Annotated in this window: 26 protein-coding genes; 14 read left to right on the top strand and 12 right to left on the bottom strand. The window is 59.4% G+C overall.

The features are described 5' to 3' along the window. Positions 1–4 precede the first annotated feature (4 nt). On the top strand, positions 5–1,036 hold the full coding sequence (gene tdh / locus TM1040_RS19565) for an L-threonine 3-dehydrogenase (RefSeq protein ID WP_044027312.1): 1,032 nt from the start codon (positions 5–7) through the stop codon (positions 1,034–1,036). Between the two features lie 206 nt (positions 1,037–1,242). On the opposite strand, the gene TM1040_RS19560 is transcribed toward tdh, so the two are convergent. From TM1040_RS19560 to TM1040_RS19550, 3 genes are all read right to left on the bottom strand, one after another. Next, a complete protein-coding gene (locus TM1040_RS19560; protein ID WP_011540332.1) occupies positions 1,243–1,977 on the bottom strand; it encodes a metallophosphoesterase family protein in 735 nt (244 codons plus the stop codon). Between the two features lie 178 nt (positions 1,978–2,155). Then, positions 2,156–3,751 (bottom strand): phosphoglycerate dehydrogenase, encoded by a 1,596-nt coding sequence (serA, locus tag TM1040_RS19555; RefSeq protein ID WP_011540331.1) that lies wholly within the window; start codon positions 3,749–3,751, stop codon positions 2,156–2,158. Between the two features lie 93 nt (positions 3,752–3,844). Continuing rightward, on the bottom strand, positions 3,845–4,990 hold the full coding sequence (locus tag TM1040_RS19550; protein ID WP_011540330.1) for a phosphoserine transaminase: 1,146 nt from the start codon (positions 4,988–4,990) through the stop codon (positions 3,845–3,847). A 236-nt stretch (positions 4,991–5,226) separates the two neighbouring features. On the opposite strand from TM1040_RS19550, the gene serB reads away from it, so the two are divergent. The 3 genes from serB (at position 5,227) to TM1040_RS19535 (ending at position 7,276) form a co-directional block, all read left to right on the top strand. Next, the gene (gene serB / locus TM1040_RS19545; RefSeq protein ID WP_011540329.1) at positions 5,227–6,102 is read left to right on the top strand and encodes a phosphoserine phosphatase SerB; all 876 of its coding nucleotides are present in this window, start codon (positions 5,227–5,229) and stop codon (positions 6,100–6,102) included. 8 nt (positions 6,103–6,110) lie between these two features. Further along, positions 6,111–6,869, top strand: coding sequence for a TSUP family transporter (locus tag TM1040_RS19540; RefSeq protein ID WP_011540328.1), 759 nt, complete (start codon positions 6,111–6,113; stop codon positions 6,867–6,869). Positions 6,870–6,955: 86 nt separating this feature from the next. Next, a complete protein-coding gene (locus tag TM1040_RS19535) occupies positions 6,956–7,276 on the top strand; it encodes a YciI family protein (RefSeq protein ID WP_011540327.1) in 321 nt (106 codons plus the stop codon). A gap of 13 nt (positions 7,277–7,289) precedes the next feature. Here TM1040_RS19535 and TM1040_RS19530 read toward each other — a convergent pair whose 3' ends face one another. Next, complete coding sequence (locus TM1040_RS19530; RefSeq protein WP_011540326.1) at positions 7,290–8,297, bottom strand: asparaginase; 1,008 nt, start codon at positions 8,295–8,297, stop codon at positions 7,290–7,292. Between the two features lie 229 nt (positions 8,298–8,526). Here TM1040_RS19530 and TM1040_RS19525 point away from each other — a divergent pair, with 229 nt between their 5' ends. The 3 genes from TM1040_RS19525 (at position 8,527) to TM1040_RS19515 (ending at position 10,848) form a co-directional block, all read left to right on the top strand. Continuing rightward, on the top strand, positions 8,527–9,060 hold the full coding sequence (locus tag TM1040_RS19525; RefSeq protein ID WP_044026969.1) for an invasion associated locus B family protein: 534 nt from the start codon (positions 8,527–8,529) through the stop codon (positions 9,058–9,060). 223 nt (positions 9,061–9,283) lie between these two features. Next, on the top strand, positions 9,284–10,477 hold the full coding sequence (gene rlmN, locus TM1040_RS19520) for a 23S rRNA (adenine(2503)-C(2))-methyltransferase RlmN (RefSeq protein WP_011540324.1): 1,194 nt from the start codon (positions 9,284–9,286) through the stop codon (positions 10,475–10,477). Positions 10,478–10,644: 167 nt separating this feature from the next. After that, positions 10,645–10,848, top strand: a complete 204-nt coding sequence (locus TM1040_RS19515) for a hypothetical protein (RefSeq protein ID WP_011540323.1) — start codon at positions 10,645–10,647, stop codon at positions 10,846–10,848. A gap of 195 nt (positions 10,849–11,043) precedes the next feature. Here TM1040_RS19515 and TM1040_RS19510 read toward each other — a convergent pair whose 3' ends face one another. Beyond that, a complete protein-coding gene (locus TM1040_RS19510; RefSeq protein WP_011540322.1) occupies positions 11,044–11,892 on the bottom strand; it encodes a TIGR00730 family Rossman fold protein in 849 nt (282 codons plus the stop codon). 156 nt (positions 11,893–12,048) lie between these two features. Here TM1040_RS19510 and TM1040_RS19505 point away from each other — a divergent pair, with 156 nt between their 5' ends. The 4 genes from TM1040_RS19505 (at position 12,049) to TM1040_RS19490 (ending at position 15,160) form a co-directional block, all read left to right on the top strand. Beyond that, complete coding sequence (locus TM1040_RS19505; RefSeq protein WP_011540321.1) at positions 12,049–13,002, top strand: threonine/serine dehydratase; 954 nt, start codon at positions 12,049–12,051, stop codon at positions 13,000–13,002. Positions 13,003–13,050: 48 nt separating this feature from the next. Then, on the top strand, positions 13,051–13,650 hold the full coding sequence (locus TM1040_RS19500) for a GntR family transcriptional regulator (RefSeq protein ID WP_193339800.1): 600 nt from the start codon (positions 13,051–13,053) through the stop codon (positions 13,648–13,650). A 120-nt stretch (positions 13,651–13,770) separates the two neighbouring features. After that, a complete protein-coding gene (gene dapD, locus TM1040_RS19495; RefSeq protein WP_011540319.1) occupies positions 13,771–14,598 on the top strand; it encodes a 2,3,4,5-tetrahydropyridine-2,6-dicarboxylate N-succinyltransferase in 828 nt (275 codons plus the stop codon). 172 nt (positions 14,599–14,770) lie between these two features. Further along, positions 14,771–15,160 carry a VOC family protein gene (locus tag TM1040_RS19490; RefSeq protein ID WP_011540318.1) on the top strand — a complete coding sequence of 130 codons (390 nt, stop codon included), beginning with the start codon at positions 14,771–14,773 and terminating at the stop codon, positions 15,158–15,160. Between the two features lie 55 nt (positions 15,161–15,215). Here TM1040_RS19490 and hutU read toward each other — a convergent pair whose 3' ends face one another. From hutU to hutI, 4 genes are read right to left on the bottom strand one after another with little or no spacing between them, the layout of a single operon-like run. Then, a complete protein-coding gene (hutU, locus tag TM1040_RS19485) occupies positions 15,216–16,904 on the bottom strand; it encodes a urocanate hydratase (protein ID WP_011540317.1) in 1,689 nt (562 codons plus the stop codon). Next, positions 16,901–17,677, bottom strand: coding sequence for an N-formylglutamate deformylase (gene hutG / locus TM1040_RS19480; RefSeq protein ID WP_011540316.1), 777 nt, complete (start codon positions 17,675–17,677; stop codon positions 16,901–16,903). The genes hutU and hutG overlap by 4 nt, the downstream gene beginning before the upstream one ends. After that, positions 17,674–19,197: a histidine ammonia-lyase gene (hutH, locus tag TM1040_RS19475; protein WP_011540315.1), complete on the bottom strand. Its 1,524-nt coding sequence runs from the start codon at positions 19,195–19,197 to the stop codon at positions 17,674–17,676. Before hutH ends, hutG begins: the two co-directional genes overlap by 4 nt. After that, positions 19,194–20,411: an imidazolonepropionase gene (gene hutI, locus TM1040_RS19470; protein WP_011540314.1), complete on the bottom strand. Its 1,218-nt coding sequence runs from the start codon at positions 20,409–20,411 to the stop codon at positions 19,194–19,196. Before hutI ends, hutH begins: the two co-directional genes overlap by 4 nt. Before the next feature lie 75 nt (positions 20,412–20,486). On the opposite strand from hutI, the gene TM1040_RS19465 reads away from it, so the two are divergent. Further along, positions 20,487–21,851 (top strand): formimidoylglutamate deiminase, encoded by a 1,365-nt coding sequence (locus TM1040_RS19465; protein WP_011540313.1) that lies wholly within the window; start codon positions 20,487–20,489, stop codon positions 21,849–21,851. Here TM1040_RS19465 and TM1040_RS19460 read toward each other — a convergent pair. After that, on the bottom strand, positions 21,826–22,356 hold the full coding sequence (locus tag TM1040_RS19460) for a HutD/Ves family protein (protein WP_011540312.1): 531 nt from the start codon (positions 22,354–22,356) through the stop codon (positions 21,826–21,828). The two genes, TM1040_RS19465 and TM1040_RS19460, sit on opposite strands and share 26 nt — an antisense overlap. Before the next feature lie 79 nt (positions 22,357–22,435). Here TM1040_RS19460 and TM1040_RS19455 point away from each other — a divergent pair, with 79 nt between their 5' ends. Further along, positions 22,436–23,137 carry a GntR family transcriptional regulator gene (locus tag TM1040_RS19455; protein ID WP_044026967.1) on the top strand — a complete coding sequence of 234 codons (702 nt, stop codon included), beginning with the start codon at positions 22,436–22,438 and terminating at the stop codon, positions 23,135–23,137. On the opposite strand, the gene TM1040_RS19450 is transcribed toward TM1040_RS19455, so the two are convergent. Then, entirely contained in the window at positions 23,131–24,711 is a 1,581-nt protein-coding gene (locus TM1040_RS19450) for a choice-of-anchor L domain-containing protein (protein ID WP_011540310.1), read from the bottom strand. The genes TM1040_RS19455 and TM1040_RS19450 overlap by 7 nt on opposite strands. A 157-nt stretch (positions 24,712–24,868) precedes the next feature. Between TM1040_RS19450 and TM1040_RS19445 the strand changes: the two genes are divergently transcribed. Next, positions 24,869–25,234: a hypothetical protein gene (locus TM1040_RS19445; protein ID WP_011540309.1), complete on the top strand. Its 366-nt coding sequence runs from the start codon at positions 24,869–24,871 to the stop codon at positions 25,232–25,234. A 51-nt stretch (positions 25,235–25,285) separates the two neighbouring features. On the opposite strand, the gene TM1040_RS19440 is transcribed toward TM1040_RS19445, so the two are convergent. Next, positions 25,286–26,350, bottom strand: coding sequence for a transporter substrate-binding domain-containing protein (locus tag TM1040_RS19440; protein ID WP_011540308.1), 1,065 nt, complete (start codon positions 26,348–26,350; stop codon positions 25,286–25,288). Positions 26,351–26,365 lie beyond the last annotated feature (15 nt).

Genomic DNA, 26,365 nt, shown 5'->3' with positions numbered 1-26,365 from the left:
TACAATGAAAGCCCTAGAGAAATCCAAACCCCAAGAGGGGCTTTGGATGGTCCAGGCCCCAGTGCCCGAAATCGGCCCGGATGAGGTCCTGATCAAGATCAACAAGACCGGCATCTGCGGTACAGATATTCACATCTGGAACTGGGATGATTGGGCTGCGCACACGGTGCCGGTTCCGATGATCACGGGTCATGAGTTTGCTGGCGAGATCGTTGAGCTGGGGCGCAATGTGACCGGTCTCACGGTTGGGCAGCGGTGCTCGGGCGAAGGGCATCTGATTGGTACAGAAAGCCGTCAATCGCGGTCAGGCAAGTTTCACCTTGATCCGGGAACGCGCGGGATTGGGGTCAACGAGCAAGGAGCCTTTGCGCAATACCTGCGCCTGCCCGCTTTTAACGTGGTGCCGCTGCCCGATGACATTCCGGATGACATCGGCGCCATCCTCGACCCACTCGGCAACGCGGTCCACACCGCCTTGAGCTTTGATCTCCTCGGTGAGGATGTGCTCATTACGGGAGCCGGTCCGATCGGGATCATGGCGGCCGCCGTGGCACGACATGCGGGCGCGCGCCATGTGGTGATTACCGATGTAAACGCAGACCGCCTGGCGCTTGCCAGTGAGGTCACACGCGTGCGCACGGTCAACGTCGCCGTCGAGGATCTCAACGATGTGATGCATGAACTTGGCCTCAGGGAAGGGTTTGATGTCGGCCTCGAGATGTCCGGCAATCAACAGGCGCTGGACCAGATGGTCGAAGCGCTGGTGATGGGCGGCAAGATTGCGCTTCTTGGTATTCCCCCGGGCAAATCCCCCGTCGACTGGTCTCGGATCGTCTTCAAGGCCATCACCATCAAAGGCGTCTATGGACGGGAGATGTTCGAGACCTGGTACAAGATGATCGCGATGCTGCAAAACGGCCTGGATGTAAGCGGGGTGATCACCCACCGGTTTGCGGTCGATGAGTTTGAACAAGGCTTTGCCGCCATGAAATCAGGACAAAGCGGCAAGGTTGTACTCGACTGGACTGGAGGCTGAGCACCTTGAAAAGAGGCAGGCGACCCTTTGCGAGGGCGCCTGCCGCAGTAAGGACAACGTGAAGCATAACAAAACGCAACGGACCTCAAGAGATCCTGTTTTGCAGGGGTATGCAAAACCGCAAAGCGTTAGCCATGCAGTCCGTTATACAACTCTTGCGAGCGCCTGAATAACAAATTTCCCGCAAAACTGTCGGCCTTCCTCGATTACGAGCCCGGCGCAAGATGCTGTCGTCCCCCGGGCGTCAGACACCATGCGCGATCTCCTTCGAACACCACTGGCACCAGCGTGCGCCCATAGCCCGCTCCACAATCAATATCGACACGATTGCCATAATGGACCGGGTGCTTTTCAGCCGTGTGGCCGTGGACGATCAGGTGTGGATGTGCCTCGGTATGCTCCAGGAAACCTTGGCGAATCCAGAGCATGTCCTGTTCAGCCTGATCCATCAGGGGAACACCGGGGCGAATGCCGGCGTGGACAAAAAACTGCGCGCCCGTTTGGTGGAACAGCGGCAGCGAGTCGATCCAGCTCAGATGCTGTTGCGGCACGGCTGCCCGTGCCGCTTCATGCACAACGGACGTGCGATCCTCTGGCGCGCAGCTGATGCCGTAGGACGCCAGTGTTTCAGCGCCCCCGATACGCTCCTGCAAGTAGTAAAGCGCCACGGGGAGATGCGGATCTTCTCTTGGGAATTCTTCCAGAAACCAAGAAAACATACGGTCATGGTTGCCCTTTAGGCACGTCCAGTTGCGCCCATCGGCCTGCCCTTGCATGAGGCGGTCGATCACGCCACGGCTGTCAGGACCACGATCCACATAGTCGCCTACAAAGACGATCTCGGCCTCTGCCCCGCCATCACGTTCGATCAGTTCGAGAGCGCGCTCCAGTTGTTCGGTTTGTCCGTGGATGTCACCAATAGCGTAGATGGGCTTGGTCATAAGAAACGTCTTTCATTTATCTTCGGTCAGGGCGCGCGGGCTCGTTACAAATAATGGTGCGCGCAGCTGATCGCACAATGGCGTGCCTGCCTCGTGAGGCAAGAAAAAACAGGGAGTTGGAACAAAAACGGGCCCATCCAATGATGAGCCCGCCGTGTTTTCAAACTATGCCCAATACTCAGGCGACGTCAAAGGCCAGCGGCTTGATCTGGGTGAAGTAACCGGTCTCTGCCAGCTTGGCACGCGCGTCTGCGGGGACCTCCGCATCCACATAAAGGAGCGCGATCGCTTCGCCGCCGACCTCGTTTCGGCCAAGCGTAAAGTTCGCGATGTTGACGTCCATATCGCCCAAAGTCTGACCCAAGGTGCCGATGATACCCGGCACGTCCTGGTTGGTGGTGTAGAGCATATGCGCGCCCACTTCGGCATCGATATTGATGCCCTTGATCTGGATGAAGCGCGGTTTGCCATCCGAGAACACGGTGCCTGCGACAGAGCGCTCGCGTTTTGCCGTGACGACAGTCACCTTGATATAGCCATCAAAAGAGCCGGACTTGTCCTGATTGGTGGTAGAGATCTGGATGCCGCGTTCTTTGGCCACAACGGGTGCCGAGACCATGTTCACATCCGGGTTCACCTTTTTCATGATGCCTGCAACCACCGAGCAGTTCAGCGCGTCGAGGTTCATATCCGCTGCCACACCATCGTAGAGCACATTGATCGCAGTAATCGGCTCGTCGGTCATCTGACCCGCAAAGGCCCCGAGATGATCGGCCAGTTTGATCCACGGCCCCATGATCTTGGCTTCCTCGGCCGTCACCGATGGCATGTTGAGCGCGTTTTCAACGGCACCGGTCAAGAGGTAGTTCGCCATCTGATCTGCGACTTGCAGCGCCACGTTTTCCTGCGCCTCGGTCGTCGCGGCGCCGAGGTGCGGGGTGCAGACCACGTTGGGCAGGTTGAAGAGCGGGTTTTCCTTCGCAGGCTCCACAGAGAATACATCAAATGCCGCGCCAGCCACATGGCCGGAGGTCAGGGCTTCGGCCAGGGCTTCTTCATCCACCAGACCGCCACGGGCACAGTTGATGATGCGCACGCCTTTCTTGGTCTTGGAGATGTTTTCGCGGCTCAGGATATTCTTGGTCTGCTCGGTCAGCGGAACATGAAGCGTGATGAAATCAGCGCGCGCGAGCAGTTCGTCCAGCTCGACCTTTTCGACCTGCATCTTCTTGGCCTTTTCCTCGGATAGGAACGGATCATAGGCCACAACCTTCATCTTCAGCCCACGGGCGCGATCGCAGACGATGCCGCCAATGTTGCCCGCACCAATAACACCGAGGGTCTTGCCGGTCAGCTCAACGCCCATGAATTTGGACTTTTCCCATTTCCCGGCATGGGTCGAGGCAGAGGCCTCGGGGACCTGTCGCGCAACGGCGAACATCATCGCAATCGCATGTTCGGCGGTGGTGATCATGTTGCCGAAGGGAGTGTTCATGACGATCACACCCTTTTTCGACGCGGCTTCCTTGTCGATGTTGTCGGTGCCGATCCCGGCGCGGCCAATCACCTTTAGGTTGGTGGCGTTTTCCAGAATGGTCGGCGTCACTTTGGTGGCGGAGCGGATCGCGAGGCCATCATATTGGCCAATGATCTCAGCCAGCTTTTCCTTGTCCTTGCCCACATCGGGTAGGAAATCCACGTCAATGCCGCGGTCACGGAAGATCTGAACGGCGGCGTCCGAGAGTTTGTCGGAGATGAGTACTTTGGGGGCCATTTGCATTGGTCCTTTGTCTGCGGGGGCCGGGGTGCGGCCTGAAATAGCGGGAGTGGTTGGGCGCAGCCTGGGCTGACGCCCAGACGCTATCCTTTAGCCTTGCGCGGCGATCTCGGCCTCAAAGGCCCATGCTAGCCATGGCAGCATAGCCTCGATATCGGCGGTCTCGACCGTGCCGCCACACCAGATCCGAAGGCCGGCAGGCGCGTCACGGTAAGCACCGATATCATAGGCGATGCCCTCGGCCTCCAGCCGCTTGGCCACAGACTTGGCAAAGCTCGCACCATCCTTGATCCGCTTGTCCGTGAACTTCAGACAGACAGAGGTATTGGAACGCGTCGCCGGATCATTGGCGAGGTTTTCAATCCAGTCGTTGGCATAGGCAAAGGCGTGGATCGCGTTGGCATTGGCATTGGCCCGACCAATCAACCCCTCAACGCCGCCCACCGACCGCGCCCAATCGAGCGCGAACAGATAGTCCTCAACTGCCAGCATCGACGGCGTGTTGATAGTTGCACCGGTAAAGATCCCGTCGATCAGTTTGCCGCCTTTGGTCAGGCGGAAGATCTTCGGCAGAGGCCATGCAGGGGTGTAGCTCTCGAGGCGTTCAACCGCGCGGGGGCTGAGGACGATCACACCATGCGCGGCCTCGCCACCCAGCACCTTCTGCCAGGAGAACGTCGTTACATCGAGTTTCTTCCACGGCAATTCTTGTGCGAAGGCCGCAGAAGTCGCATCGCAAATGATCAGACCTTCGCGGTCGTCTTTGATCCAGTCCCCATTGGGAACCCGAACGCCGGAGGTTGTGCCGTTCCATGTGAAGACCACGTCGTTGTTGGTGTCCACCGTCTGAAGATCAACGATGTCGCCATACTCGGCGGTCTTGACCTCGGCATCGATTTTCAGCTGCTTCACCACATCGGTGACCCAGCCTGCGCCAAAGCTTTCCCAGGCGAGCATCTCGACCTTGCGCGCACCGAGAAGGTTCCACATCGCCATCTCTACAGCGCCGGTGTCGGACGCAGGCACGATGCCGATCTTGTAGTCTGCGGGGATGCCCAGAACCTCGCGGGTGCCTTCGATGGCGGCGAGGAGCTTTTCCTTGCCCACGGCAGCGCGGTGGCTGCGACCCAGAGGCGCGCCAGCGAGTTTGGAAAGATCGTAGGTGGGGGGTTTGGCGCAGGGGCCAGAAGAAAAACGCGGATTGGCCGGCCGCGATGCCGGTTGTGCAATAGCCATAAATGCTACCCTTCCAGATAAGCGCCCCTCGTTGGGGAGGGGTGTCCCACCGACAGCGATATGCGGGAGGATGATTCCGCGCAACCGGGGAAATCGACCATTTGCGCCGCTTTTGGAAATTTTTGCGACCCCATATGACGCCGATCGGAAACTTTGCGCCCCTCAGCCCCTCCGGGCTGGTGCCAGCGGTAAGCGCTCGTTAAGAGAAGTCAGCCCGCCTTGACCGGAGAATACATATGTATGTCGCAACCCTGCTCGTGAACCCTGCCACCCCAACGCTGGAACCTGCGCTGGTCGAATCGCTGAGGAACGCGTGGGGCGGCGGAGAAGCCAATTGGCTCAATCCCGGCATCGCGGCAGAGTTCACGCTTAACGCCCTGCCCGACAACCAGTGGGACGTCTGGAGTGATCTGCAAGGCATGGGGGTCGATCTGGTGCTTCAGCCCGCAGAAGGGCGGCGCAAAAAGATGCTCTTGGCAGATATGGATTCAACCATGATCCAGCAGGAATGCATTGACGAACTGGCAGATGAGGCCGGCGTTGGTGCCCGCGTCAAGGACATCACGGCCCGTGCCATGAATGGCGAACTGGATTTTGAGGGCGCTCTGACCGAGCGGGTCGGGCTTTTGAAGGGACTGCCCGAGGAGGTCATCGCCCAAGTTCTTGATACGCGCATCACCTTGATGCCGGGGGGTGCTGCGCTCTTGGCAACCATGAAGGCACATGGCGCCTACGCGGCGTTGGTTTCGGGCGGCTTCACCGCCTTCACCGCCCGTGTTGCTGGTGAGCTCGGGTTTGACGAGAACCGCGCCAATACGCTGATCGTCGAGGACGGCAAACTGACCGGTGACGTCGCGCGTCCCATTCTCGGTCGCGAGGCCAAAGTCGAGGCACTTGAAGAGATCACCGCCCGCCTTGGCATCTCCGAAGCAGAGGTCATCGCAGTCGGCGACGGGGCGAATGACCTTGGCATGCTGACCCGCGCCGGTGCCGGTGTGGCGCTTCATGCCAAACCCTCTGTTGCCGCAGAGTGTGACATCCGCATCAATCACGGCGACCTCTCGGCACTCTTGTACGTACAGGGCTACAGCCTGGACGACTTCAAAGGATAATTTCACATATGTTCGAGGTAACCTTCGAGGTTCTGCTGCTGTTGATGGCAGCAGGCTTTGCTGCGGGATTTATCGACGCGGTTGCCGGTGGCGGCGGGCTAATTACGGTTCCCGTGCTGTTAATTGCAGGCGCCAACCCGGTGACAGCGCTTGCCACCAACAAGATCCAAGGCCTGTTTGGCGCGGCAACGGCGGCAATCACCTATGCACGCGGCGGCCATGTCAATCTTCGCACTCAGTGGAAATCGGCGGTGATCGCATTCTTTGCCTCCATTGCAGGCGCTCTGCTGGTGTCGGTCCTACCCGTCGAGCTGATCCGTTATGCGCTGCCGGTTCTGTTGATCGGGATCGCGGTTTTCTTTGCCACCAAGAAAGGTCTCAATGACGAAGACCGCGCCCAGCGTCTGACGCCCGCAGTCTTCGCCGCCACCATGGTGCCGCTCTGCGCGGCCTATGACGGGCTTTTGGGTCCCGGTGCAGGCAGTTTCTACATGCTCGCCTTCGTTGGGCTCGCCGGTTACGGCGTGTTGAAGGCGACTGCGCACACGAAGCTCTTGAATTTTGCCTCAAACGCCGGAGCCCTTGCAGCCTTTGCGGTCGTTGCAACGCCTTGGTGGTTGACCGGTCTTGCCATGGGGTTTGCACAAATTGCAGGAGCACGGGTCGGTGCCGGCCTTGCGCAAAAGCAAGGGGCCAAAGTGATCAAACCACTGTTGGTGTTGACCACCGTGAGCCTCGCGATGAAGCTGATCTGGGATATGCTCTGAGAAACTGCGTGCGGGAAACCGTACCTTGCTGATTCCGGTCCGACAGGCTTAGCCTTCGTTCTGTATTTTCAGCAAAGGATAGACGGATGCCTCAGTTCATTTTTGCATATCACGGTGGCAAAGCCGCCGAGACCCCGGAAGAAGAAGAAAAAGAAATGGCCGCCTGGATGGCCTGGTTTCAGGAGATGGGAGACGCCGTAGCCATCCCCGGAAACCCGGTTGGAAAGTCGAAAACGGTCAGCGCCGCTGCCATCACAGATGATGGCGGCTCAAACCCCATCTCGGGCTATACAGTGGTCACTGCGGACACCATCGAAGAGGCTTGCGAGATGGCCAAAGGGTGCCCCAGCGTGACTGATGGCACCGGCACGATCGAAGTGGCCGAAATCATCGAAATGGTGATGTAGCGCGGCCCCTGCCCTAAAAGACCAGCCCTGACGCGGGCCGCATTTCGCCACAGTGAATACCGTTCCAGTTTGTGATCGGCGCGGTCATATACGCCTTTGCCGAGGGGCTGTTGCGATCCAAGGCCCCGAGGCTCACCAATAGCGTCGTGATGGCATTTTCTGCCGCGCGGGTGGTGCCGTCCACGATCTTCAATGCGATGCCAAGTTGCTGCTCTGGCAGGATCGCGACAAAGACTCCTTCCGCGCCGGTCTTCACCGAGACCTTGCCGCCCATGTCGCGCATCAAGGCGGTGCAGGCCCGTCCTTCGCCCGCCACCAGTTCAGGATGGCGGGCCATGGCATCGCGCAGCTGTACTGCGGCATCATCTGCCCGGCCAGAGCGGGTATGAGCCGAGGCGAACCACCCCATCGCACGCGCCAGGCCGGTGATGGAGCAGGCAAAATTCGGAGCGGAGCAGCCGTCGATACCATAAGTCGGGCTGCTTTCCTTCGTGGTTTCCTCAAAAGCCTCCCGGCAGGCTTGCTGCACGGGATGGTCGATCTCGACATACTCGGGTCCTGCGCCCAGATGCTGCGAGAGCGTAAGGAAGCCCGCATGTTTGCCCGAACAATTGTTGTGGATCTGGCAGGGGCTGTCATCGCGCTTGATCAGATCATACAGCACGTCTTTGTCTTTTGGTTTCTGCGCACCACAGCGCAGATCGCCCTCACCAAGGTTGAGCTGGTCGAGCCAGTGGCCAACCCGATCAATGTGGATGTGTGCCCCATTGTGCGATGCACAGGCTAGCGCAAGCTGCTCTGTGCTCAGCCCATAGCGCGCCGCCGCGCCCGAAGTCAGTAGCGGTAGCGCCTGAATCATCTTGCAGGAACTGCGTGGGTAAATGATTTGCTCAGGGTTGCCCCAGGACCGGATCACCTCGCCTTTGCCATTGCAGATCACGGCATGCCCGTGGTGTTGGCTCTCGAGGAGATCACCCCGCCAGAGTTCGGTAAAGGGCGCGGCGGCAATAGGGGTTGTCATGGGCTTGGCTCATCAACTTGAGGGATTTTCGTGTCAACAGACATACAAAACCCCGGCTTTTCAAGGAAAAGACGGCAAAAACCTGCCAAACTTGGCAATTGCGCATGGCCCTTGTTCCGTGAATATGCTTGTGTCAAGCATCATGAGGTGCGGGTATAGACGGTGTGCAAAACACCGCACACGAGGCCCGAATACATTTGAGGACAAGACAGTCTTGGAGGCGGGACATATGGCATTGAAACTCCGTCGTTTGGCAGGCGCGCTATTGCTGGCCGGTATGGCGACCTCAGCAAGCGCGCAGCAGGCAACGACAGATAACCGCGTAGGTGCGCATGTGGATTGGAGCGTCTTTGAGGAGACCTCGCCGCGAGAGTGCATTGGCGTCTCGGCGCCCAAGGAAACCGTGAACACCCGGGACGGTCGCGTGGTCGCCGTTCGCCGCAGTGAAATTCGCCTGTTTGTGTTCTACCGCCCGGACAGCGGAAACAAAGGTCAGGTTACATTCACAGGGGGATATCCCTTTGCGCCCGGCTCGACCGTGAACATGAAAATCGGTGACTCGGAGTTCGAACTCTTTACCGAAGGCGAATGGGCCTGGCCTGCCACGCCAACCGATGACACCAAGATCATCACCGCCATGAAGCGCGGTGCGGACGCGGTGCTGACTGCTCGATCCTCGCGCGGAACGCAGACCAAGGACACGTTTTCCCTGCTGGGCTTTACGGCCGCGATCGAAGACGCCGAGAAACGCTGCGCCGGTTGATCCGCAAGCGAGACGATTTTGAATGATGCGGCGAAGTCCCGGCTTCGCCGTTTTCTTTTGCGAGGCTCTGCCTCGCGCTCCGGGATATTTTTCGTTAGAAGAAAGCGGCGGCGTGCGGGGCTTGCATAGCGGGGTTGAGCGAGAATCCTTTTGATCTTGGTCCGATCTCCTATATAGAGCCGCATCCCGCCCCGTTTTGACACCAGCCAGCGAGACCCGTCTCATGACAGCCTCAGCGCCGATCACCCAAGATGTTTTGACCCTCCCCCGCAAAGAGCCGGAAGGCGGCAAGATCAACCTTGTTGGTCTGACCCGTGACCGCATGCGCGCGGTATTGATCGAAAACGGCACCCCGGAGAAACAGGCCAAGATGCGCGTCGGGCAGATCTGGCAGTGGATCTACCAATGGGGGGTACGAGACTTTGCGGAGATGACAAATCTAGCCAAGGCCTACCGCGCTCAGCTGGAGGAAACATTCGAGATCCGCATCCCCGAGGTGGTCTCAAAACAAGTGTCGACCGATGGCACGCGCAAATATCTGGTGCGGATAAATGGCGGCCATGAGGTTGAGGTGGTCTATATCCCCGAGGACGACCGGGGCACCTTATGCATTTCCTCTCAGGTCGGCTGTACGCTCACCTGTTCGTTTTGCCACACCGGCACGCAAAAGCTGGTGCGCAACCTGACCCCGGCCGAAATCATCGGACAGGTGATGATGGCGCGGGATGACCTGGAAGAATGGCCCACCCCCGGCGCGCCAAAGGATGAAACCCGCCTACTGTCCAACATCGTTCTGATGGGCATGGGGGAGCCGCTTTATAATTTCGACAATGTGCGCGATGCGATGAAGATTGCGATGGACCCGGAGGGGATTTCCCTCTCGCGGCGTCGTATCACGCTCTCGACCTCTGGCGTGGTGCCCGAGATTGCGCGGACGGCTGAGGAAATCGGCTGTCTCCTTGCGATATCCTTTCATGCGACCACCAATGAGGTGCGCGATGTGCTGGTTCCGATCAACCGTCGCTGGAACATCGATGAATTGCTGCAGGCGCTTGCAGATTACCCGAAGGTCTCGAACTCTGAGCGGATCACCTTCGAATATGTGATGCTTGATGGGGTGAACGACTCTGATGAGGACGCACATCGTCTTCTGGATCATATCAAGCGCCACAACATTCCGGCCAAGATCAACCTCATTCCCTTTAATGAGTGGCCGGGGGCGCCCTATAAACGGTCGTCCAACAACCGCATCCGGGCGTTTGCAAATATCATCTATCAGGCTGGCTATGCCTCGCCGATCCGCAAGACCCGCGGCGATGATATCATGGCCGCCTGCGGTCAGCTCAAGTCTGCCACGGAGCGGGCCCGCAAGAGCCGCAAGCAAATCGAAGCCGAGGCCGGAGTGAACAACAGCTGACGCTGAACCGACAACAGAACCGATCTAAGGGCGCTGCGAGAAATCGTGGCGCCTTATTCTTTCCCTATTTTAGTAAAATTTGCGCCATCTGGGGCCGACAATCTCGGAATCAGAAACAGTACACGGAAACAATCTCCGGGCAGCAAACAAAGGTTGAGGGCAGAAAGATGATTGGACAGCAAGTCGGCAAGATGGATGATGGTATTCTCTCTCTGGTGCGAGAAGAACGGCGCAAGGCGCTTAGCCCTCGGGAATGGCAGTTTCGCCTGCGTGGCTATGGCTATGCGATCCGAAACGAGGGAGACACACAGGTGCTGACACGTCTGCCGCGTGGTGAGGCCGTCGGAGTGTTGCCCGCTGACATGAGTTAATCCTCCTAAATTCGGGTCTTTTGGTCATGCGCGGTCCCGACGTTCCCACAAACGTTTCCACCCCACCCACAAGGGAAAACGACATTTGACCATGGACCTCCGTCCTGTCGGGCGGACCCGCGCGCCGGGCCCAAGGGGCCCGACGCGCTACCGTTTAAAGCATGCCGAGGTAAGAAAACGATCTCTGCGCGGGTCCTAACGATCACGACCGGGCAGGTTTTGACGCGCAGGTACAGGGTTCCACGCCTCGATCGCTGCGATTGCCTCATCCGCGCTTTCCACGAACTTGAACAGATCAAGGTCCTGGTCTGAAATTGTTCCCGCGTCGGCCAGGGCCTCCCAATTGATGATCTTCTCCCAGAAACTGCGGCCAAACAGCAAGAATGGGACAGGTTCCATGCGCCCGGTCTGGATCAGCGTCAGGGCCTCAAACAGCTCATCAAGGGTGCCAAAGCCACCAGGGAAAACGCAAATCGCCTCAGCACGCATCAGGAAATGCATCTTGCGGATCGCAAAATAGTGGAAATTGAAACAGAGCTCCGGCGTGACGTATTCGTTGGGCGCCTGTTCGTGCGGCAACACGATATTGAGGCCAATCGACTCGCCGCCCGCATCCACGGCGCCCCGGTTTCCAGCTTCCATGACACCGGGACCGCCACCGGTCACGACGACATGACGCCGACCGCCACTTGCCTTGGATTTTTCGGTCATCTTCTGCGCGAACGTACGCGCTTCGTCGTAGAAATGACTAAGGTCGGCCAGGGTCTGTGTCCGCGCCTTGTCCTTGTCACGCGGGGCGGGGATGCGCGCCCCGCCAAACATCACGACCGTGCTCTCGACGCCTTTTTCGTCCAGCATCAGCTGCGGCTTCAGAAGCTCCAGCTGCAAGCGCACCGGACGCAGTTCTTCTCGGCACAGAAACCCTTCATCGGCAAAAGCAAGCTGGTAGACAGGCGACTGCGTTTGTGGCGTCACGGGAACATGTTCGGCGCGGTATCGATCAGCGCGGGCATCGGGAAAGCGGCTCTTACGGTCGTCACTCATATCAAATCTTGCCTATTCTTCAGTGCAGAAGGTTAGACCCTGTCATAGCCTGCGCACCCCTTTGCGGCCAGTGCTCAAATCGCACCATCAATCCCCTTGCCTCCCGCGTGCAATTCCCTAGGGTTCGCGCAAAAGACACAGTGACGAGGTACCACAATGGATTGGACATCCCAAATTTCCGGCGCGCGCGGGAGAATTGCCCAGCATGTGGTGAAAACGCCAACCGTCTCGGTTCAGAGCTTTGGCCTCGCATTTCCGGTCGAATTGAAGCTCGAGCATCTCCAGCATGCAGGCAGTTTTAAGGCGCGCGGTGCGTTTAACACGCTCCTGTCGACCCCTGTCCCCGAAGCAGGTCTGGTGGCGGCCTCCGGTGGCAATCATGGCGCGGCGGTGGCCTTTGCCGCCCGCGCTTTGGGTCACAACGCCAAGATCTATGTCCCCGAGATTGCAGGCCAGACCAAGATTGACCTGATCCGCTCAACCGGAGCGGAGCTTGAGGTCGTGCCCGGCGCCTATGCCAATGCACTCGAAGCGGCACAGGATTGGGAGCTACAAACGGGTGCCATGCAGATCCATGCCTATGACGCACCCGCAACGGTCGCTGGACAGGGCACTTTGTTTGCTGAATGGGAGGAACAGGGGCTCGAGGCTGACACCATTTTGATCGCAGTGGGCGGCGGTGGTCTCATCGGCGGAGCGCTGGGCTGGTTTGAGGGCCGGCGCAAGGTGGTCGCAGTAGAACCTGCAACCTCTTGCGCGCTGAAAACCGCACTGATGAATGGCAAACCTACCAATGTTGACGTTGGCGGCATCGCTGCCAATGCCTTGGGGGCGCGCCGCATTGGAGACATCTGTTTTGACCTTGCGCATAACGCGCGCACGCCAAGCGTGATTGTCCCAGATGCTGCCATCGAGGCCGCACAACACGCGCTCTGGCGCGATCATCGCCTCCTGGTGGAGCCTGCAGGGGCAACTGCGCTTGCGGCTTTGATGTGCGGGGCCTATCTGCCTGCGCGTGATGAAAAGGTTTCGGTGCTCTTGTGTGGTGGCAACATTGACCCAGAACCGCTGACGGATCCCGCCACACGACTTGATGTCTCGTTCAACTAAGCGTCGGAAATCCTTGCGATGGGCGGCTTTGCCCCCTATCGAACGTTTATGAGCGAAACCGCAGTTGACAAGATTTTTCGCGCGCTGATGGAGCGGATCGTGACCGGCGATCTTCCCGCAGGAGAGAAACTGCGGCAAGACCACATTGCGCGCGACTACGACGTCAGCCACGTTCCCGTGCGCGAGGCCTTTTTGCGGTTGGAAGCCAAGGGACTGGCCAAATCCATACCACACAAAGGCATGCGCGTTACCGCTCTGGAGCCAACGGAAATCCGGGAAGTGATCGAGATGCGTGTGGCGCTGGAAGTTCTAGCGCTCACCCACGCCCTACCCCGACACGACGCCGACACATTGGCTCAGGTAGAGGCCGCGCGACAGGCCTGTGACGCCGCGCAGGATATGGTGCTTTGGGACCGCTGCAACAGGCAGTTTCACACCGCCCTGCTGCAGCCCTGCGAGATGCCACGCCTGCTATCGGCGATTGAAGATCTTCACATCACCGCTGCCAGGCACCTTTTCGTGCATTGGCGCGACCGCTGGACGTCGCGCATCGACAGCGACCACGACGCTCTGCTGGAAGCCGTCACCGCACAGGATCTGCCGCGCGCCTGTGACATTCTGCGGCGACACCTGCGCCGGGTGAGCTGAACCAGCCCGGGGCGCACCCGATGCCGCTTCGCATGTGCCGAGGGGCGCGTTCGGGGCATGACGCTTGGGGCATTTGCGGCTATAAGCGCTCGAATCCAACACAAACCGGAGCCGGAACATATGTCCAACGCGCAGCTGGAAACCGCAATTGAGGCCGCCTGGGAGGCCCGTGACACCATCACACCTGCCACCAAAGGTGAAACCCGCGACGCCATCGAGGCAACCCTCGCCGCGCTCGATAGCGGGAAACTGCGCGTCGCAGAAAAGCAGGACAGCGGTGACTGGCACGTCAACCAATGGGCCAAAAAGGCCGTTTTGCTTGGTTTCCGCCTGAAGGACATGGAAGAGCAATCTGGTGGCCCGCAGGGCTCCGGCTGGTGGGACAAGGTCGACAGCAAGTTCAAAGGCTGGGAAGCCGCTGACTGGAAAACCGCTGGTTTCCGCGCGGTGCCGAACTGCGTTGTCCGCAAATCTGCCTACATCGCACCGGGCGTGGTCTTGATGCCCTCTTTTGTAAACCTCGGCGCCTATGTCGACGAAGGCACTATGGTCGACACTTGGGCCACGGTTGGATCTTGCGCACAGATCGGCAAAGGCGTTCACCTCTCGGGTGGCGTCGGGATCGGCGGCGTTCTGGAGCCGATGCAGGCCGGCCCGACCATCATCGAGGACAATTGCTTTATCGGTGCGCGTTCCGAGGTGGTCGAAGGCGTGATCGTGCGCGAAGGTTCCGTGCTTGGCATGGGCGTGTTCATTGGCCAGTCCACCAAGATCGTCGACCGCGAAACCGGTGAAGTCATGTACGGCGAAGTGCCGCCCTATTCCGTTGTTGTTGCAGGCTCCATGCCCTCGAAAAACGGCATCAACCTCTACTGCGCGGTCATCGTGAAACGCGTGGACGAGAAAACCCGTTCCAAGACAGGCATCAACGAGCTTCTGCGCGATTGATCCTGGGCCTCAGCAGAGGCTGCACACATAAATGTGACAACAGGCGGCTTCGGCTGCCTGTTTTTTTATTTCTCAAATTATTGTTCCTGTGGAATATTCTTAAAGTTACGGTAGATTATTGAGTGGAGCGTCAATAACCGCCCGGCTGAAATAGGCTGAAGGAGGACAGTTCATGAGAGAGTCTTGGAAACCCACAGACTACCCCTCGCTATGCCCTTATCTCATCTGCCATGATCCGGAAGGTACGATCTCATTCCTGCAAACGGTATTTGAGGCGAATTTATTGCAACGCCTTGATCAGGAGGATGGGAGCTTGATGCATGCCGAAGTACGGATTGACGACAGCATCGTCATGATCGGCGGTCTTCCTGGCGCGGACGACAATGACGCGCACGTGCATCTGTATGTTCCCGATGTGCAGGAGGCTTTTGATCGCGCCATTGCGGCAGGTGGAAAGATCGTGCAGGAACCGCTGCGCAAGCGGAACGGCGATGGTGTTTTTGGCGGCGTAAAGGGGCCGAGCGGCACAACCTGGTGGTTGGCCACTCAGACAGATCTGTAACCGCAGAAGCCTTGGGTCCCCCAAGGGAGGCGGGACATGCGCCCCGCCCATCCGGTCATTCCGAGCGCAGGATACCGGGCAGGTTCAATCCGTGCTCTTTGGCGCAGTCCTTCGCGATCTCATAGCCTGCGTCTGCGTGACGCATTACGCCGGTCGCCGGGTCGTTCCACAGAACGCGCCCGATCCGGCGATCTGCATCCTCTGTGCCGTCACAGCAGATCACCACGCCAGAGTGCTGCGAAAACCCCATGCCAACACCGCCGCCATGATGCAGCGAAACCCATGTCGCGCCCGAGGCCGTGTTCAAAAGCGCATTGAGCAATGGCCAGTCAGAGACCGCATCCGATCCATCCATCATCGCTTCGGTTTCACGGTTGGGCGATGCCACGGAACCCGAGTCAAGATGATCTCGGCCAATCACGACCGGCGCCGACAATTCGCCGTTGCGCACCATTTCGTTGAAGGCAAGCCCCGCCTTGTGGCGATCTCCAAGGCCGATCCAGCAGATCCGCGCCGGTAGCCCCTGAAAGGCGATGCGGTCCTGCGCCATGTCGAGCCAGCGGTGCAGGCTCTCGTTCTCCGGGAACAGCTCTTTCATCTTGGCATCGGTCTTGCGGATATCCTCGGGATCCCCCGAGAGCGCACACCAACGGAAGGGACCGATCCCCTTGCAGAACAGCGGGCGAATGTAGGCTGGCACAAATCCGGGGAATGAGAACGCCGTCTCCAGCCCCTCTTCCAGCGCGACTTGACGGATGTTGTTGCCATAATCGACGGTGGGAATCCCCATCTCGTGGAAATCCACCATGGCCTTCACATGAGCCTTCATCGACGCCCGAGAGGCTTTCTCAACCGCCTTTTTGTCCGTTTCGCGCTTCTCTCTCCATTCGGCCATCGTCCAGCCTTGCGGCAGATAACCGTTGACCGGGTCATGCGCTGAGGTCTGATCCGTCACGATGTCGGGGCGCATGCCACCCGCCTTCGCACGCTCCACAAGCTCTGCAAACACATCCGCCGCATTGCCCAAAAGGCCAACGGATTTGGCCTCGCCCGCCTTGGTCCAACGCTCAATCATCTCCAGCGCTTCGTCCAGCGTTTCAGCCTTCTCATCAAGGTATTTGGTGCGCAGGCGGAAATCGATCGAGTCGGGGTTGCACTCCACCGCAAGGCAGCAAGCACCAGCAAAAACCGCAGCCAAAGGCTGCGCCCCCCCCATCCCCCCAAGACCGCCGGTGAGGATCCATTTTCCCGTCAGGTCCCCGCCATAGTGCTGACGGCCCGCCTCGGCAAAGGTCTCATAGGTGCCCTGCACGATGCCCTGGGTGCCGATGTAAATCCACGAACCAGCGGTCATCTGGCCGTACATCATCAGACCCTTCTTATCGAGCTCGTTGAAGTGATCCCAATTGGCCCAATGCGGCACGAGGTTGGAGTTGGCGATCAACACGCGCGGCGCGTCCTTGTGGGTCTGAAAGACGCCGACGGGTTTGCCGGACTGCACCATCAGGGTCTGATCTTCTTCAAGAGTCTTGAGGGTCTCGACGATGAGGTCGAAATCCTGCCACGTGCGTGCCGCCCGGCCAATCCCGCCATAAACCACGAGCTCATGCGGGTTTTCAGCCACATCGGGGTGCAGGTTGTTCATCAGCATCCGCATCGGAGCCTCCGTCAACCAGGACTTCGCAGTGATCTCGGTGCCAGTGGCAGGGAAAATGTCACGGGTATTCTTGCGGGGATCGCTCATGCGGGCCTCCATTCGGTCAGATCGGTGAGGATTTGGGTGAGATGTCCGCGCAACCGGTCGGCGCGGACGGGGTCATACCGCCAGGGCGGCTGCTCGTCGCAATAGGTGGCCTGCGCGAGCTCCATCTGGATGGCATGCCAACCCTGGTCGGGGCGACCGTAATGTCGCGTGGTCCAGCCCCCCTTGAAACGGCCATTCAAGACTGATGTGTAGCCTTCCGCGCGCTGACAACGCTGGAACACCATATCCTCGATGCTTGGCGCGCAGGTCGCGCCGAGATTGGTACCGACGTTAAAATCCGGCAGGCGACCCTCAAACAAGAAGGGAATATCGCCACGGATCGAGTGACAATCATAGAGAATGGCAAACCCGTGGAGTCCGGCCACGCGCTTCATCTCCGCCTCGAGTGCCGCGTGATAAGGCACGTGATAGGTCTCAAGACGGTGGGCCGTTTCGGCCGCATCGGGCTCTTGCTGCCAGATTGGATGACCATCAAAATCGGTGAGCGGCACCAGAGTCGTGGTGTTTTGTCCGGGATAAAGGCTCACGCCCTCGGGATCGCGGTTCACATCGATCACATATCGATGGATCGGCGTGCGTACGGTTGTCACGCCCTCCACCAGTCCGGCGTAGAGGTCGTGAATATGCCAATCCGTATCCGCGAGCGCTTGGCCGCGGTCATTCAAATGTTGTGCCACCTCGGCCGGAACATCGGTGCCCGTATGGGGCAGCCCCAGAACCAGCGGAGAAGACCCCTGCGTGACTTCGATCATGTGCTGACCTCCACGCCTGCGGCCTGCGCCACGCGGCCTGCCCGCACCATCGCGCTGGCGGTTTCGATTTCCGGCGCAAGATAGCGGTCCTCGCCAAGGCTCGGGATCTCGCCGCGCAGCATGTCGAGCAGGTTCTGCAAGCGGCTAGAGGTCTTGAGCGGCGCGCGCGCCTCGACCCCCTGCGCCGCGCAAAGCATCTCGACCCCAAGGATCACCGACAGGTTTGCGTTCATTTTCGCCAGCCGCAGCGCACCGTGCGCCGCCATAGAGACGTGGTCCTCTTGGTTGGCGGAGGTCGGTGTGGAATCCGTAACGCAGGGGTTGGCCAGATGTTTGTTTTCGCTCATGAGCGCCGCAGTCGTGACTTCGGCAATCATGAATCCCGAGTTGAGGCCGGGGTTCGGCGTCAGGAACGGTGGTAGGTCGTGGCTCAGGGTAGGATCCACCATCAGCGCAACCCGGCGCTGCGCAATCGCGCCGATCTCAGCCACGGCGAGCGCGATCTGATCTGCCGCAAAGCCCACATATTCGGCATGGAAGTTGCCCCCGGAGACGATCTGCCCCGCCTCCACCAGTACCAACGGATTGTCGGTGACCGCGTTCGCCTCGATTTCAAGCGTGCGCGCCGCCATGCGCAGCACATCAAGCGCGGCGCCCACCACCTGAGGCTGGCAGCGGATGCAATAGGGATCCTGCACGCGGGTGTCGCCCTCACGGTGGCTCTCGCGAATTTCCGAGCCCGCCATGATGTCGCGCATCGTTGCCGCGACCTCCATCTGCCCAGCATGGCCGCGCAAGCTGTGAATATCCGCCACCAAAGGCGCGGTAGAGCCCATGATAGCGTCGGTTGTCAAAGACGCGATCGCCATGGAGGCCCGCGCCATCTCCAGGGCCTCAAACAACCCGGTGAGCGCGCAAGCGGTGGAAAACTGCGTGCCATTTATCAGGCCAAGCCCTTCTTTCGGGCCCAGCACAATCGGCTCCAACCCGGCACGCCTCAAGGCTTCGGCACCAGGCAGGCGCACGCCGTCGATTGTTGCCTCGCCTTCGCCGATCATGGCCGCAGTCATGTGGGCAAGCGGGGCAAGATCACCAGAGGCGCCAACGGACCCTTGCGACGGCACAACAGGTGTCACCCCGCGTGCCAGCATCTCTTGGATCTGCTCAATGACAGCCCAGCGCACCCCGGAGGCGCCCCGACCCAGCGACAACAGCTTCAGCACCATCATCAACCGGGTTTTGTCTTCGGCCAGCGGCTCGCCCACACCGCAAGAATGGCTCAGGATCAGGTTGCGCTGCAGGGTCGCAGTATCCTCCGGCGCGATCTTGGTCGACGCAAGTTTGCCAAAACCAGTGTTGATGCCATAAACGGGCACTTCACCCGCTGCGGCCTCTGCCACCATCGCGGCAGCGGCCTCGACACCTGCACGCGCGCTATCGGCCAGACGTGCAGGCGTGCCGTGACGCCAGATCCGTTCCAAAGTGTCGAGCGTCACGGCGCCCGGGATCATCTCGATCATGTACGAACCTCCATTTTGCCGCCCATGACACGCGCGTAGAGCGGGTTGAAACCAATGCGATAAGCCAGCTCTGCCGGGCGAGAGACATCCCAGACCGCCAGATCCGCACGAAGCCCGGGGGCGATGCGCCCACGATCCTGCATGCCCAGCGCGCGGGCGGCATTACGGGTCACACCCGCAAGCGCCTCTTCCGGGGTCAGGCGAAACAATGTGCAGCCCATATTGAGCGTCAGCAGAAGCGACGTGAGCGGCGATGATCCGGGGTTGCAGTCTGTCGCCAGTGCCATCGGCACGCCATGCATGCGAAACTCTGCCACGGGCGGGACTTGCGTTTCGCGGATTGTGTAGAACGCGCCGGGCAACAGGACCGCAACGGACCCCGAAGCCGCCATTGCCCGTGCGTCCGCTTCTGTGGCGTATTCCACATGATCCACAGACAGTGCGCCGCGCTCTGCCGCCAATTTGGTGCCGCCCTGATGCGACAGCTGTTCGGCATGGAGCTTCACCGGCAAACCCAACTCTGCTGCCACGTCAAAAACCTTTGCGATCTGCGCCGCCGAAAAAGCGATCCCTTCACAAAAGCCATCTACCGCATCGACCAACCCCTCGGCATGCGCTGCGCGCAGCGTCGGCAGGCAGACCTCATCAAGATAGGCATCTGCCCGACCCGCATACTCTGCAGGGACTGCATGCGCGCCCAGAAAGGTGGTTTTGACCGTAACATCTCTGTGCTCAGCCAGACGACGCGCCGCGCGCAGCATATTGAGCTCGGTCTCGCGGTCGAGCCCGTAGCCGGATTTGACTTCTACCGTGCTCACCCCTTCCGCAATCAGTGCATCCAGCCGCGGCAAGGCCCCGGTCACAAGCGCATCCAGGCTTGCGGCACGCGTGGCCGTGACGGTCGACACAATCCCGCCGCCAGCCTTGGCCACCTCTTCATAGGTTGCCCCCTCGAGGCGCATCTCGAACTCGCCCGCACGGTCTCCGCCAAAAACGATGTGCGTGTGACAATCAATGAAGGCCGGCGTGACCAGACGTCCATTGAGGTCGGTGCTGGGGCAAGCTGCGTAGGTGTCCGGTAGCGCGCCCCGCGCGCCGCACCAGAGAATTTCATCCCCCTGAATGGCGATCGCCCCGTCTTCCACAAGCCCATAAGACCCCTCGGCCTCCATGGTCGCCAACCGAGCACCGCTCAACACGTATGTATCGCGCATTTCGTCCCCCAGAATCCTCTTGCCCCATTAACGGTATGCGCTTATTGTTGTTATGTCTATACATAAGAGGGCCAGATGCAGACAATTTTTGCCGCCACCGCGTGTTTGCCTGAGGGCTGGGCGAAGGATGTCCGCCTCACCATCAAGGACGGCCAAATCTCTCGGATCGAGACCGGCTCAGCGCCCGTGCCCGGCGACACGCGCGTCGATGTGCTCTTGCCAGCGCTTGCCAACCTGCATTCACATTCGTTCCAGCGCGCGATGGCGGGCCGCACCGAATTTCGGGGGGCCGGTCAAGACAGTTTCTGGACCTGGCGAGAGCTGATGTATCGCTTTCTCGACCATCTCACCCCCGATCAATACGAGGCCATTGCGGCACTTACATTCATGGAAATGATGGAGGCCGGGTATGCCTCTGTGGGTGAGTTCCACTATGTTCACCATCAGCCGGGCGGTACCGCCTACCAGAGCCTCAGCGAACTCAGTCAACGCGTGATGGCCGGCGCCCAGCAAACCGGCATTGGCCTCACCCATCTGCCGGTGCTCTACACCTACGGAGGCGCACAACAGCAACCACTTACCGGTGGCCAGATGCGCTTTGGCAATGATGTGGAGCGCTTCTCGCGTCTTGTCACCGAAGCCCGCGATGCGGCGCAAGAGCTTGGGCGCGACACGCGTGTCGGTATCGCGCCGCATTCCCTGCGCGCCACCAGCCCCGAGGACCTCGCCGCCGTATTGCCGCTCGCCGCGGACAGCCCCATCCACATCCATATCGCCGAACAGCCCCGCGAAGTGGCCGAGATCAAGGTCTGGCTGGGAGCGCGCCCCGTAGAGTGGCTGCTCGGGAACGCCCCCGTAGACAATCAATGGTGCCTGATCCACGCCACCCACATGACCGAGACCGAAACCCGGCACATGGCCCATTCCGGCGCGGTTGCCGGGCTTTGCCCCATCACCGAGGCAAACCTCGGAGATGGCCCGTTTAACGGCGCGCACTATCTGCGCGAGGGAGGACGCTTTGGTGTGGGATCGGACTCAAATGTACGGATCTCCCTCGTTGAAGAGCTGCGCACGCTGGAATACTCCCAACGCCTTCGGGATCTCGCCCGCAACGTTCTGGTCCCGGCAGAGGGATCTGTCGGTGAAACCCTCTACCTTGGCGCGGCAAGAGGGGGTGCGCAGGCTTTGGGCCGCGATGCCGGTCGGCTCGAGATTGGCGCCCTTGCTGATCTGGTGGCGATTGATTGCGCACGTCCTGCTCTTTTTGGGCTTCCAGAGCATCAAATCCTGGATGGGCTGTGTTTTGCAGCGGATGATCATAGCGTCACCGACGTCTGGGCCGCAGGGCGTCATATGGTACAAACAGGTCGTCACATCGCGCGAGACAGCATTCTTGCCAGCTATCGCAAGGCGATCACGTCTCTTTTGGCGGAACTCTAATCTCGAAATGAAGCACCGTGCCCTCGACCTCTGCTCGGGCTGGTGCTTCTACCGCGGCCCCCTGCCCGGCGACAAAATTTTTACCACCGAGGGTCAGCGCCCCCCTGATCACAAAGACCAAATCGCCGCGCTGCGCCCGTAAGGACCCATTGCGCACCTCTGCTGTGGCTGCGAGGTGCCGAGGATCATAGATCAGATTGACCGCGCGACATGGCCCCTCAATAAACTGCGCATCAAGCGCGATCCCACCGTCAAACTCCAAGGGCGCAAGCGGCAGGGCCTCAAGCGTTTCCTCAGTGCCCATCAGCCGCAGCCCCTGTCCCGATATGATGGTGTGAATGCGCCATTGGCCCGCAAAGGAAGAAAACGGGCCCTCGCGCGCAATCTCTGCGAGGCTCAAACGCCAGATCTGTCCGCTCACATCCTGGCCTACTGCAAGCTCGCGGGTCGTTCCTCCGCCGTTTTTCCATGGCGCCGGTCTGATCTCAGCAGCGTCAAAGCGCATGCACTCTCCTTTACAACTGCATTTTAATGCAGACATAATATGATTTAGCCAGAGTTATTATTCAGCCCGGAGCCCTGAAGTGCAACAACAGAAGAAAACCAGCTTTCAGGACGTACGGGACGAAGTCATGCGCCGGATCGAAGCGCGCGTCTGGGACCAGGGGGCGCTCTTGCCAACAGAGGCAGATCTCGCCGAGGAATTTGGCTGCGCCCGTGCGACTGTCAACCGTGCGCTGCGTGAACTTGCAGATCGCGGTATCATCGACCGCAAGCGCAAGAGTGGCACCCGCGTCGCCACGCTGCCTGTCAAGCAGGCCAAGCTCGAGATCGCCACCACGCGGCGCCTCGTCGAAGAGCGCAACGCCACCTACCGCTATGCGCTTGTTTCACGCAGCCTGCAACCCGCTCCGGGCTGGCTCAGTTCCCAGATGGGCTTGGCCATCAATGCGCAGGTTCTCCACATGGAGGTGATGCATTATGCGGATGGCCAGCCCTTTCACTTTGAAGATCGCTGGATCAACATCGCGGCAGTGCCTGCAAGCGAAACTGCTGATTTCTCTGAAACCCCTCCGGGAGAATGGTTGCTGGCGGCGGTCCCGTTCTCCAATGCGGAGGTCAGCTTCTTTGCCAGCGCTGCGGATGCCAAGATTGCGGATTATATGGCCTGCCCACCGGGTACAGCCCTGTTCCAGATGGAGCGTTCCACCTGGTTTCAGGATCAACCCGTGACGTTTGCCCGGATGAGCTTTCAGCCGGGCTACCGGATGCGGAGCCGTTACTGAACGGCCCCCAGCAACGCGCGGGTCTCATATGATTTGAGTGTCGGGCGTTTCATATTCTGATAGCTCTGCCAGCTGTCGCCCATCAGATCGAAGAACTCCGCCCGTGTCTCTGCATCCAATCCACCGAGGCTCGCGGCACCCGGATGATAGCTCTCACTCTCAAGCCCATTGCCACGAATGATTTCATGCTGGTCGAACAGCAGGTGGAAATAGGTAACGCGCCGCCCGTCACTGCGACGCCGGATGGTGCTGTCATTTACCAGATGATGCGCCGGGATCAAAACTTCTTCTTGACCAAAGAGCATCTCGGCGGCGGCAGAGCACAATAGCACTCGATGGCTCGGCGAGAGTTCGATCTCCTGGTGCTGGCCCAGAGTGTTTGCGGCAATCCGAACGGGCGCATCATTGCCCGACGCCGTACGAATGCTGCGCCCAATCCAGCGCAGCGGCTGAGCACCGTGGTCACGGGTCACGACGGTCATGCCAATTTCCAACGCCTCGACCGGGCACGGGCCTTCGGTTGTATCGATCAAGGTACCTTCGACAAAGCAGGGCGTGGTGGTCAGATCGACAAAAGCAACGTCGGTATTTCCTTCATCATCGGCCACCGTGTAGGTGAAGACGGACGTCTCATCCGTATCCACGTCGGGCTGGCCTGTGATCTCGAGGGTGCCGTCTTCGTTGAGGGTGATGATTTCGCCATTTGCCAATGTCACCGAACTGCCAGCCGTGACAGGCTGGTTGTTGATATGTGTGATGGTGAGCTGAGCGCCTGACCCTTGCGCATCATTGGCAAGCACGTCAACGGTCGTGGATGAGCCCTCCCAGACCAGCACCTGATCGTTTTCCGCAACCAACGCCGTCTGCACCGAGTCCCCGGCAATCAGCAGGTTGGAATCGTAAGCGGCATCTCCTGTATCGGCGATGGCAATCTTGATGTGGTTGGTTTCGCCTGGGTTGACCGGCGCTGTCAGCTTCAACGTGACGGTAAACCCGTCCATTTCAGTGTTGTAGAGATCACTGTCCGCGGGGTTGTCGACGTAGAGATCCGAATTGGACGTATCATTGATGTTGTCGATGGCGATATTGCCATCGCCCACTACCAGTTCCGCCTCAACACCATTGACCCAGACCGACACCGCATCGTTGAAGCCTGAATTGACGTATTCGAGATACTCTTCGGAGGAAAAGACGAACTGCATCGTCAGTGTGGAGCCTTCGGGCACAAATTCGGCCTCAAAGACGGCGGCATCATAGGTCGTTCCACCTGCGATCGCATCCAGATCCGTATCGCCCGCGGTTCCGTGATTGGTGGATGTCCCGGCAGAGGTATTGGTATCCGTGCTGCCCGAGCTATTGGTGAAATCCGTTGCGTTGCCAGTGGACAGGATAACGCCAGTGTCCGATGGGGTCACACCCGGCGTGATTGAATCACCGCCGCTGTAGATGCCGGACGCACCGTTAGCGCCGGTGTAGGTCGCGGATTGAATCTCGATGCCATTGCCAAAAATGGCTTCCGCCATGTCCTCGGCAGAGGCGGTTGTATCAATCGGTAGTTCCTGAGCCGTCGGCATAACGCTCCCACCCGTAAATTAGAAAATCAAACCCCACGCGCAAATTCTGCGTGAGGCAGATTTGCCCCTCAATGTTGGTCAAATTGTGGCAAATTACTCTACGCATTGTAAACAAATTGGTTTGACCTTCCCCAGCCCTCCCGTCTACTTCAGTCGCATGACACAGAAGAAGCCCTCCCGCCAACAGGTCTATACCCTGATCGTTCAAATCGGTCGCAAAGAGGGGGATGGCCTGCCCAAAGACGCCACCGGCGCCGCCCTGATGGTTTACGCGTCCGGCGTGGATGAGGCAGAGGCCGTGCGTGAGACGGTTGCTATTCTGAAACAGGCCGACACCGCGCCGCTGGATGTCACCGGCTATGGCACGATCGCCGAGCGAGAGGCCGAAGGCCATGAGATTCCGCAAGAGGAGCGCGATCTGATGCAGCGAGCCCTCGACGAAAACGCGGTCATCGTGGCGCAGATGACCCCATTCTTTGGTGATGAATTGAGCGCGGTGGACGAAAACAGCGCCCCGCATTAACCCGCGCTTGCTCAGAAATCGCTGGCGTGGGTCAAAAGATCCAATCAGGGTCTAGAAACTCTGACCAAACCACTTTCGATAGAGCGTCTCGTAGGCGCCGTCTTCCTGCATCTTCAGCAAGGCACGATTGAACGGCTCCACCATGTCGGACCCCTGCGGGAAGATAATCCCGTAGTATTCCGTCAGGAACTTCCGCCCCATCACATGCCCGATCCCCGCACCGTCGGTTTTGACGTAGTGGTTGAGCACCGGCGCATCAAACACGACTATGCGCGTATCGCCGTCTTCAAAGTCCTCGAGCATCTTATCGAGCCCCGGAAACGCCACATAGTCGATTTCACGACGATCCAGAAATCCTGCCGCGGTGGAGCCCTGGATCGTGCCGACGCGCTTGCCGTAGAGGTCGTTCACCGAATTCACCGACCCGTTGATCGCCTCGACGGTCATGGCGGCGGTGATTTTGGCGACAAAGACCGACACCACGAACAATGATGAGAGAACCAGCAGAACACCAAAAACCCGCCCAAGCGCGCTGCGCGGCACCCGCTCTTCAAAACCACCGTTCACCACCAGATTGAGAGCCCACCAGAAAGATGGGAACCACGCATCTTTCAACGGGCGATCAAAATAGGGCTGCGCTCGGCGCTCAAACACCCACATAAGCATGCCGCCCACCAGCAAGAGCACAAATGCGATTGCGATGGCCGCGAAGAGATCCCACGACATCAGCGCCGAAATCAGGCTTGGCTCTGACACATCGTCCTGATGCAGCATGATCTGCAGGCCGCTTTCAAAGATGGGCTGACTGAAATCCATTACCGCTTCACGCCCGGCCGTGATGGAGATGTTTGCCGCCGCCATATCGGCCTCGCCGCGTTCGACCTCTTCGAGCATCTGCGCAAAGTTATCGACCCGATTGATCTGGATGTCCCAACCGAGGCGTTGCGAGACCTCGCGGATCAAATCCATGGTAAAACCCGTCTCATGCTCTCCGACCGGCATTGAAAACGGCGGACGGGTAACCGTGTTGACCACCAGTTCCTGCGCGCGCAGCGGCAAGGCTGGAAGGGTCATCAACACTGTGACAAGACAAAACCAAATAGAGCGCAGGGTCATGGAGCGGTTCTCACT

The sequence above is a fragment of the Ruegeria sp. TM1040 genome (assembly GCF_000014065.1).
Taxonomy (GTDB): Bacteria; Pseudomonadota; Alphaproteobacteria; order Rhodobacterales; family Rhodobacteraceae; genus Epibacterium.
This window is presented reverse-complemented; position numbering and strand designations above follow the sequence as displayed.

What these genes read in the sequence shown, in the direction of transcription:
- tdh (WP_044027312.1), top strand. Translation starts at nt 5, where the DNA reads ATGAAAGCCCTAGAGAAATCCAAACCCCAAGAGGGGCTTTGGATGGTC.
- TM1040_RS19560 (WP_011540332.1), bottom strand. Translation starts at nt 1,977, where the DNA reads ATGACCAAGCCCATCTACGCTATTGGTGACATCCACGGACAAACCGAA.
- serA (WP_011540331.1), bottom strand. Translation starts at nt 3,751, where the DNA reads ATGGCCCCCAAAGTACTCATCTCCGACAAACTCTCGGACGCCGCCGTT.
- TM1040_RS19550 (WP_011540330.1), bottom strand. Translation starts at nt 4,990, where the DNA reads ATGGCTATTGCACAACCGGCATCGCGGCCGGCCAATCCGCGTTTTTCT.
- serB (WP_011540329.1), top strand. Translation starts at nt 5,227, where the DNA reads ATGTATGTCGCAACCCTGCTCGTGAACCCTGCCACCCCAACGCTGGAA.
- TM1040_RS19540 (WP_011540328.1), top strand. Translation starts at nt 6,111, where the DNA reads ATGTTCGAGGTAACCTTCGAGGTTCTGCTGCTGTTGATGGCAGCAGGC.
- TM1040_RS19535 (WP_011540327.1), top strand. Translation starts at nt 6,956, where the DNA reads ATGCCTCAGTTCATTTTTGCATATCACGGTGGCAAAGCCGCCGAGACC.
- TM1040_RS19530 (WP_011540326.1), bottom strand. Translation starts at nt 8,297, where the DNA reads ATGACAACCCCTATTGCCGCCGCGCCCTTTACCGAACTCTGGCGGGGT.
- TM1040_RS19525 (WP_044026969.1), top strand. Translation starts at nt 8,527, where the DNA reads ATGGCATTGAAACTCCGTCGTTTGGCAGGCGCGCTATTGCTGGCCGGT.
- rlmN (WP_011540324.1), top strand. Translation starts at nt 9,284, where the DNA reads ATGACAGCCTCAGCGCCGATCACCCAAGATGTTTTGACCCTCCCCCGC.
- TM1040_RS19515 (WP_011540323.1), top strand. Translation starts at nt 10,645, where the DNA reads ATGATTGGACAGCAAGTCGGCAAGATGGATGATGGTATTCTCTCTCTG.
- TM1040_RS19510 (WP_011540322.1), bottom strand. Translation starts at nt 11,892, where the DNA reads ATGAGTGACGACCGTAAGAGCCGCTTTCCCGATGCCCGCGCTGATCGA.
- TM1040_RS19505 (WP_011540321.1), top strand. Translation starts at nt 12,049, where the DNA reads ATGGATTGGACATCCCAAATTTCCGGCGCGCGCGGGAGAATTGCCCAG.
- TM1040_RS19500 (WP_193339800.1), top strand. Translation starts at nt 13,051, where the DNA reads ATGAGCGAAACCGCAGTTGACAAGATTTTTCGCGCGCTGATGGAGCGG.
- dapD (WP_011540319.1), top strand. Translation starts at nt 13,771, where the DNA reads ATGTCCAACGCGCAGCTGGAAACCGCAATTGAGGCCGCCTGGGAGGCC.
- TM1040_RS19490 (WP_011540318.1), top strand. Translation starts at nt 14,771, where the DNA reads ATGAGAGAGTCTTGGAAACCCACAGACTACCCCTCGCTATGCCCTTAT.
- hutU (WP_011540317.1), bottom strand. Translation starts at nt 16,904, where the DNA reads ATGAGCGATCCCCGCAAGAATACCCGTGACATTTTCCCTGCCACTGGC.
- hutG (WP_011540316.1), bottom strand. Translation starts at nt 17,677, where the DNA reads ATGATCGAAGTCACGCAGGGGTCTTCTCCGCTGGTTCTGGGGCTGCCC.
- hutH (WP_011540315.1), bottom strand. Translation starts at nt 19,197, where the DNA reads ATGATCGAGATGATCCCGGGCGCCGTGACGCTCGACACTTTGGAACGG.
- hutI (WP_011540314.1), bottom strand. Translation starts at nt 20,411, where the DNA reads ATGCGCGATACATACGTGTTGAGCGGTGCTCGGTTGGCGACCATGGAG.
- TM1040_RS19465 (WP_011540313.1), top strand. Translation starts at nt 20,487, where the DNA reads ATGCAGACAATTTTTGCCGCCACCGCGTGTTTGCCTGAGGGCTGGGCG.
- TM1040_RS19460 (WP_011540312.1), bottom strand. Translation starts at nt 22,356, where the DNA reads ATGCGCTTTGACGCTGCTGAGATCAGACCGGCGCCATGGAAAAACGGC.
- TM1040_RS19450 (WP_011540310.1), bottom strand. Translation starts at nt 24,711, where the DNA reads ATGCCGACGGCTCAGGAACTACCGATTGATACAACCGCCTCTGCCGAG.
- TM1040_RS19445 (WP_011540309.1), top strand. Translation starts at nt 24,869, where the DNA reads ATGACACAGAAGAAGCCCTCCCGCCAACAGGTCTATACCCTGATCGTT.
- TM1040_RS19440 (WP_011540308.1), bottom strand. Translation starts at nt 26,350, where the DNA reads ATGACCCTGCGCTCTATTTGGTTTTGTCTTGTCACAGTGTTGATGACC.